This window comes from Microbacterium xerophyticum, assembly GCF_053543555.1.
In genome coordinates this window covers 393714-400216 of the sequence record NZ_JBLVOB010000005.1, presented here as the reverse complement: position 1 = coordinate 400216, position 6503 = coordinate 393714, and the positions used below count along the sequence as shown (strand labels likewise).

The 6503-nt window shown below is 67.0% G+C and carries 5 protein-coding genes; 1 reads left to right on the top strand and 4 read right to left on the bottom strand.

Annotation, left to right across the window (positions count from 1 at the left end):
- Positions 1-76: 76 nt before the first annotated feature.
- A complete protein-coding gene (locus ACNPNP_RS06425) occupies positions 77-967 on the top strand; it encodes a hypothetical protein (RefSeq protein ID WP_448965214.1) in 891 nt (296 codons plus the stop codon).
- Positions 968-970: 3 nt separating this feature from the next.
- Here ACNPNP_RS06425 and ACNPNP_RS06420 read toward each other — a convergent pair whose 3' ends face one another.
- Genes ACNPNP_RS06420 through ACNPNP_RS06405 form a run of 4 tightly spaced genes read right to left on the bottom strand, consistent with a single transcriptional unit; the run spans position 971 to position 6481 of the window.
- Positions 971-2404 carry a GH1 family beta-glucosidase gene (locus ACNPNP_RS06420; RefSeq protein ID WP_448965213.1) on the bottom strand — a complete coding sequence of 478 codons (1434 nt, stop codon included), beginning with the start codon at positions 2402-2404 and terminating at the stop codon, positions 971-973.
- Positions 2401-4632, bottom strand: a complete 2232-nt coding sequence (gene yicI / locus ACNPNP_RS06415) for an alpha-xylosidase (protein ID WP_448965212.1) — start codon at positions 4630-4632, stop codon at positions 2401-2403. Before yicI ends, ACNPNP_RS06420 begins: the two co-directional genes overlap by 4 nt.
- Positions 4632-5519, bottom strand: a complete 888-nt coding sequence (locus ACNPNP_RS06410; RefSeq protein ID WP_448965211.1) for a carbohydrate ABC transporter permease — start codon at positions 5517-5519, stop codon at positions 4632-4634. Before ACNPNP_RS06410 ends, yicI begins: the two co-directional genes overlap by 1 nt.
- Complete coding sequence (locus ACNPNP_RS06405) at positions 5519-6481, bottom strand: carbohydrate ABC transporter permease (RefSeq protein WP_448965257.1); 963 nt, start codon at positions 6479-6481, stop codon at positions 5519-5521. The genes ACNPNP_RS06410 and ACNPNP_RS06405 overlap by 1 nt, the downstream gene beginning before the upstream one ends.
- Positions 6482-6503 lie beyond the last annotated feature (22 nt).

Sequence of the window (6503 nt, the reverse complement as noted above, 5' to 3'; positions counted from 1 at the left end):
CCGCCGGAGTCGGGCGCGGCCGCGGAAGTTGATGCGCTGGGGTCGGCACGGGTGGCAAGCTGACTAGCATGAAGGAGTGGATCCCGTCTTACTGGCAGCCGAGTGGTGGTGGGTCGCGCCCGCTGTGGTCGGAGCGGGCGCCGTGACGGCTGCGGGGATGCATCGACGCGGAAGCGCGAGCGGTCGGCGTCTGGCGTTCGATGCAGCGAGAGAAGACCTGAAGGAAGCTCAGTTCCGGGCGGCCGAGACTCGGCGGGCCGTGAAGCTCGCGAGGGCGGAGCACGCTCGACTCGTGGCGGAACGCACCGCCTCGCGCGCCTCGGCCGCCGATGTCGCCAGCGCCAGACGCGTGCTCAAGACCGCGGAACAGGATGCGCGAGCGGCGGCGGCCGATGTGCGGGCACGCCGGGTGCACCTGAACGTCGCACGGGCGGAGATCCCGCTGGCCTCCAAGCCCGAACGCTATCCGGTGGCGCGCCTGCACCGCGCGCACGATGCGATCACTGCGCGGTGGATGGACTACGAGACCGACCCCGCGAAGCTCATCGCGTATCCCACGATGAGCGACGCCAAGGAACCTGCGACGGCCGCGTTCCTCAGCGCCTCGCGGACCGCGCAAGAACTGCGACCGGCGGTGGGGGCGCGCACCACGACGGCGGAATTCGCGGCGTACCGGGATGCCGTGGCCCAGCTCGAGCGGACGTTCGACGTCGCCGAGCACACGGCGAAGGCGCGCGCTGCCGGCAGGGATCCCAACGCGACCCCCGCCTGGCAGGACACCGCTCAGCAGGTCTTCACCCGGTCGGCCGATGTGCTCGACAAGGCGGCAGGTGCCGCGGCATCCGCGTTCGCCGCCTGGAACGCGCGCAACAGGCCGAACGCGGACGGAGAGCCCGACGCCGCGGCAGGCGACCAGCCCGGGCCGAAGCCGCCGAAGATCTGGCCGGTGCCGCGGCGCGACTCCTGACGGCTACGCCGGTATCGCGCGGGTGCGCACCAGTTCTTCGTACCAGTGGCCCGAATCCTTGACCGTGCGCTCCAGCGAGTCGAAGTCGACACGGACGATCCCGAACCGCTTGGCGTAGCCGTAGCCCCACTCGAAGTTATCCAGCAGCGACCACACGAAGTAGCCGCGCAGATCGACGCCTCGCTCGATCGCGCGGTGCGCTGCCGTGAAGTGGCGACGCAGGTAGTCGGTGCGCTCGGGGTCAGGCACAGAGCCGTCCTCGGCGACCTCGTCCTCGAATGCGGCCCCGTTCTCGGTGACCATCAGCGGCTGCTCCGGAAACTGCTCCGAAAGGGAGACGAGGAGCTCCTCGAGGCCCTCCGGTGCGATGTTCCAGCCCATGGCCGTGTACGGTCCGGGCTGCTGGACGAACTCGACGGCCTGGTCGCTGCCCGGCCATGCCGTACCGGCGGACGTTCCCTTGTGGCCGTCGTTCTGCTGCTTCTCCGACACGCCATCCCACAGCCGCACGGTCGCCGTCGAGTAGTAGTTCACGCCCAGCACGTCGATCGGCTGATTGATCGTGGCGAGATCGCCGTCCTGGACGAACGACCAGTTCGTTACCTCGGCGGTGTCCGCCAGCAGATCGGACGGGTACTCGCCGCGCAGCATCGGATGGGTGAATGCACGGTTCGCCAGGCCGTCGATGCGGCGCATCGCCTCTGCCGCACCGTCGCCCTGTCCACGCAGCACGTGGAAGTTCAGCGTGACGGAGTAGTCGGGGTCGCCGGTCGAGGTCGCGCGCAGCGCCTGCACGGCGCGCCCGTGAGCGAGGTTCAGGTGATGCACCGCCGAGAGCGCCGAAGCGGGTTCGGTGCGCCCTGGTGCATGCCCGCCCTGCCCGTAGCCGAGGTAGGCCGAGCACCACGGCTCGTTCAGAGTCGTCCAGGTGTGCACGCGGTCGCCGAGTGCCGCGCCCATGATCTCGGCGTACCGCTCGAAGGCATCGGTGGTGCCGCGCGAGGTCCAGCCGCCCGCGTCTTCCAGATACTGCGGGAGATCCCAGTGGTACAGGGTCGCGACGGGCCGGATGCCGCGTTCGAGCAGCCCGTCGACCAGACGCGAGTAGAAGTCGACGCCGGCCTGGTTCACACCGCCGTCTGCGGTCGGCTGGATCCGTGGCCAGGCGATCGAGAAACGGTATGCCTCGAGCCCGAGCGCCTTCATCAGATCGAGGTCTTCGTCGACGCGACGATAGTGGTCGCACGCGACATCGCCGGTGTCGCCGTTCCAGACCTTCCCCGGCGTCTTGCTGAACGTGTCCCAGATCGACGGGGTGCGGCCGTCCTCTGCCGCTGCGCCCTCGATCTGGTAGGACGCGGTCGCCGAGCCGAACGTGAATCCTTCGGGGAAGACGAGTCCTGAGTCGCGGTAGTCGGGTGAACCGATGGCGGTCATTCGGTGATCTCCTCAAGATCTGCGGTGTACTCGCGGCTGACACCGTCGGGTGCGGTGACGGTGATCGAGCGCGTGCCCGACCCGCCGCGGAACACGCGCAGGGTCAATTCGTCATGGTAGTCGTAGTCCGGGCGGTCTTCGCGGGAACCCCACGGCAGCAGCGTCCCGGGGCGCACGTACAGCGGCAACGACATGTAGTCGTGCGTCTCACGCAGCCAGCGTCCGCCCTCGACGACCTCTCCTGTCAGCAACGAGGTCCACTCGCCCTCGGGCAGATAGAACTCGACTTCACCGGACTCGGCGAAGACCGGTGCCACCAGGAGATCCGGTCCGAGCATGTACTGCCGGTCCAAGTGCGCGACGGCCGGATCGTCGGGGAACTCCAGCTGCATGGGTCGCATGATCGGTGCTCCGGTGCGCGTCGCATCCAGGCCCACCTGATACAGGTACGGCATCAGGCGCATCTTGAGACGCGTGAAGAAGCGGGTGACATCGACCGCCTCGTCATCGAACGCCCACGGCACCCGGTAGGAGGAAGAGCCGTGGAAGCGGGAATGCGAGCCGAGCAGGCCGAACGCCGTCCATCGCTTGAACACGCCGGCATCGGGCATGCCCTCGAAACCGCCGATGTCGTGGCTCCAGAAGGCGAATCCACTGAGCGCGAGCGACAGTCCGCCGCGCAGCGTCTCGGCCATCGACGCGAAGGTCGACGTCGAGTCGCCGCCCCAGTGCACAGGCATGCTCTGGCCGCCGGCCGTCGCCGAACGTGCGAACAGCACGGCTTCTCCTTCGCCGCGCGCCTCGGTGAGCACGTCGTGCACCGCCCGGTTGTACAGCTGCGCGTAGAGGTTGTGCATGCGTGCGGGGGCGGAGCCGTCGGCCCAGACCACGTCGGTGGGGATGCGCTCGCCGAAGTCGGTCTTGAAGCAGTCCACGCCCTGGTCGATGAGGCCGCGCAGCTTGTCCTGGTACCAGGCGACGGCATCCGGATCGGTGAAATCGACCAGCCCCATGCCGGCCTGCCACAGATCCCACTGCCAGATGGATCCGTCGGGCCGCTTCACGAGGTATCCCGCGTCGCCCGCCTCGCGGAAGAGAGGAGAGCGCTGCGCGATGTACGGGTTGATCCAGACGGAGACGCGCAGATCCTTCTCATGGAGCCGCTCGAGCATGCCCGTCGGGTCGGGGAAGACGCGAGGGTCCCATTCGAAGTCGCACCAGTTGAACTCGCGCATCCAGAAGCAGTCGAAGTGGAACACCGACACGGGCAGCTCGCGTGCCGACATCTCGTCGATGAAGGAGTTCACCGTCTGCTCGTCGTAGTCGGTCGTGAAGCTCGTGGACAGCCAGAGGCCGTAGGACCACGCGGGCACGATCGGGGCGCGTCCGGTCAGCGCGGTGTATCTTCCGAGCACCTCCTTCGGCGTGGGGCCGGCGATCACGAAGTACTCGAGCACCTCGCCCGGCACAGAGAACTGCACGCGCTCGACGGCCTCAGAGCCGATCTCGTAGGAGACGTGACCCGGATCGTTGACCAGGATGCCGTAGCCGCGGTTGGAGAGATGGAATGGGATGCTCTTGTACGCCTGCTCGCTCGACGTACCGCCATCGGCGTTCCAGATCTCCACGGTCTGGCCGTTCTTGACGAGCGGGCCGAAGCGCTCGCCGAGACCGTAGATGAGCTCGCCGACGCCGAGGTCGAGCTGCTCGTGCACGAAGGTCGTCCCCGTGAGCGCGGGTGCGCCGCTGCGGGCGTTGCCGACGATGCCGTGGTCGACCTGCGCGTCGGGGGAGAGGCGCAGATAGCCCTGCGCCTTGTTGCCGCTGCCGGTGACGCGCCTGCCGTCGACCTCGAACGACAGGTTCCACGGTGCGCCGGGGGTGATTCTGGCGGTGATCGCGCCGCTGGTGAGCGCACCGCCGTCGTCCGACACCGATACCTCGCCCGCCGCGGTCGCGCCGGGGAGTGCGAACCCGCCGTGCCAGCGTCCGCCCTCATGATGCGCGATGCGCACGCGGATCACGCCCTCGGCCGGGGAGGAGAGGGTCGTCGTGAGCACCGGCCGGTTGAGCACATCGCCGCGCTTGGCGATGACCATGGGCGGGGCGGTCACGACGATGCCGCGTCCGTCGGGGGTGTCGTCGGTGGTGGCGATGTCGTATGCCTCCTGCGCATACAGCGCGGTGACGCCTGGACGAAGCTGCCAGAACCCGTCGGTGAACTTCATTACTTGACTGCTCCTGCCGTGATGCCGCGTGTCAGCGTGCGCTGGAAGATGAGGAAGAAGATGAGGGTGGGGATGATGCCGAGAAGTGCCGATGCGCTCGTCGTCGTGACGTCCATCAACCGATCGCCCTGCAGCACGCTGATCGCGACCGGAACCGTCTGGTTCGCGTTCGAGGCGAGGAACGTCAGCGGGATCAGGAACTCGTTCCAGGTCCAGATGAAGAAGAAGATGAGCAGCACGGAGAGCGTCGGACGGCTGATCGGGAAGACGACCCTCCAGAGAATCTGCCAGCGGCCGGCGCCGTCGAGGGAGGCGGCTTCGAGGATCTCCTTGGGGAAGGTGCCGTACACGGACGACAGCAGGTAGGTCCCGAACGCCGCCTGGATGACGGTGAAGACGATGATCACCGACCAGACGTTGTCGTACAGGCCGACCGATTTGAACATGTAGTACAGCGGGTACAGCAGCGCCTCCTGCGGCAGCAGGTTGGCCAGCAGGAACAACAGCACGATCCAGGAGCGTCCACGGACGCGCCCGATGCCGATGGCGAACGCGTTCAGCATCGAGATGACGACTGCGAGCACCGAGACGATCCCGGCGATGAAGATCGAGTTCCACACCTTCTCGGGGAAGTTGACGCGCTCCCAGAACTTGATGATGCCGCCGAGGTCGATCGACTCGGGCAGCGCGAGCGGCCCGGAGGTCGCATAGTCGACGGGCGACTTGAACGAGTTCACCAGCACGAGGTAGAACGGCGCGATGACCAGGAGCGCGCCGATGACGACGAGCGCGAGCAGAAGCCAGTCGACGGGGCGTTTCTTGGTCATTCCGCCACGTGCGCGCCTCTTGGCGGGCTTTCCGGTGACGATGGCAGTGGTGGCGTGCATCACAGTCCCGCCCTTTCCTTGCGCTCGAGGGAGTTCTGGACGCGGATGAAGACGATCGAGACGATGACCACGACGATCGTGAGCACAGTTGCGATCGTCGCGCCGTAGCCGACGTTGCGCTTCGTGAAGAACTCCTGGTACGCGTAGTACGCGGGCACGAGGGTGGAACCAGCGGGACCGCCGCGCGTGATGATGTAGACCGGACCGAAGACCTTGAGGGCTGCGATCGTGCACGTGAGCGTGACGACGAAGATCTCCGGGCGGATGATGCTCATCGTTATCGCCGAGAAGCGCTGCAGCCAGTTCGCGCCGTCGAGCTCTGCCGCCTCGTACAGCTCGGGATCGACGCGTTGCAGCGCCGCCATGAACACGACGACGGGGTAGCCCAGCTGCACCCAGACCATGACGACCATGAGCACGATCAGCGCCGAGGGCATCTGGCCGAGCCAGTCGTACGCGGGCGCCCCGAACCAACCGAGGATCTGATTGAGCGCGCCGTCACCACCGGGCCGGACGATCCAGCCGATGACGATGCCTGCCACGGCGATCGGCAGGATCTGCGGCAGATAGTAGGTGGCGCGGAGGAAACTGCCGACCTTGCCGCCGAACTTGCGTCCGACGACGTCGAAGAGCAGTGCCGCGACGATCAGACCGACGATCGTGGGCACGACGACCATCGCCAGGATCATCCACACCGAGTTGATGAAGGATGTCCAGAAGTCACCGTCGGTCAGGATCTTCTGCCAGTTCTCGAGCCCGATGAACTCCGGTGCGCGCACGCCCTTCCATTTCGTGAAGGTGAGGTACACGTTCCATACGAGCGGGACGATGACGATGATCAGCAGCAGGGCGAAGCCCGGAAGCAGATACATCCAGTAGGCGCCGGTTCCGCCGCTGCGCTGCGGGATCGACGGCTGTTCGGGCGGCAGCTTCGTGCGGCCCCGTCGTGTGTCAAGTGACATGTTCAACTCCAGAAGGGCGCGG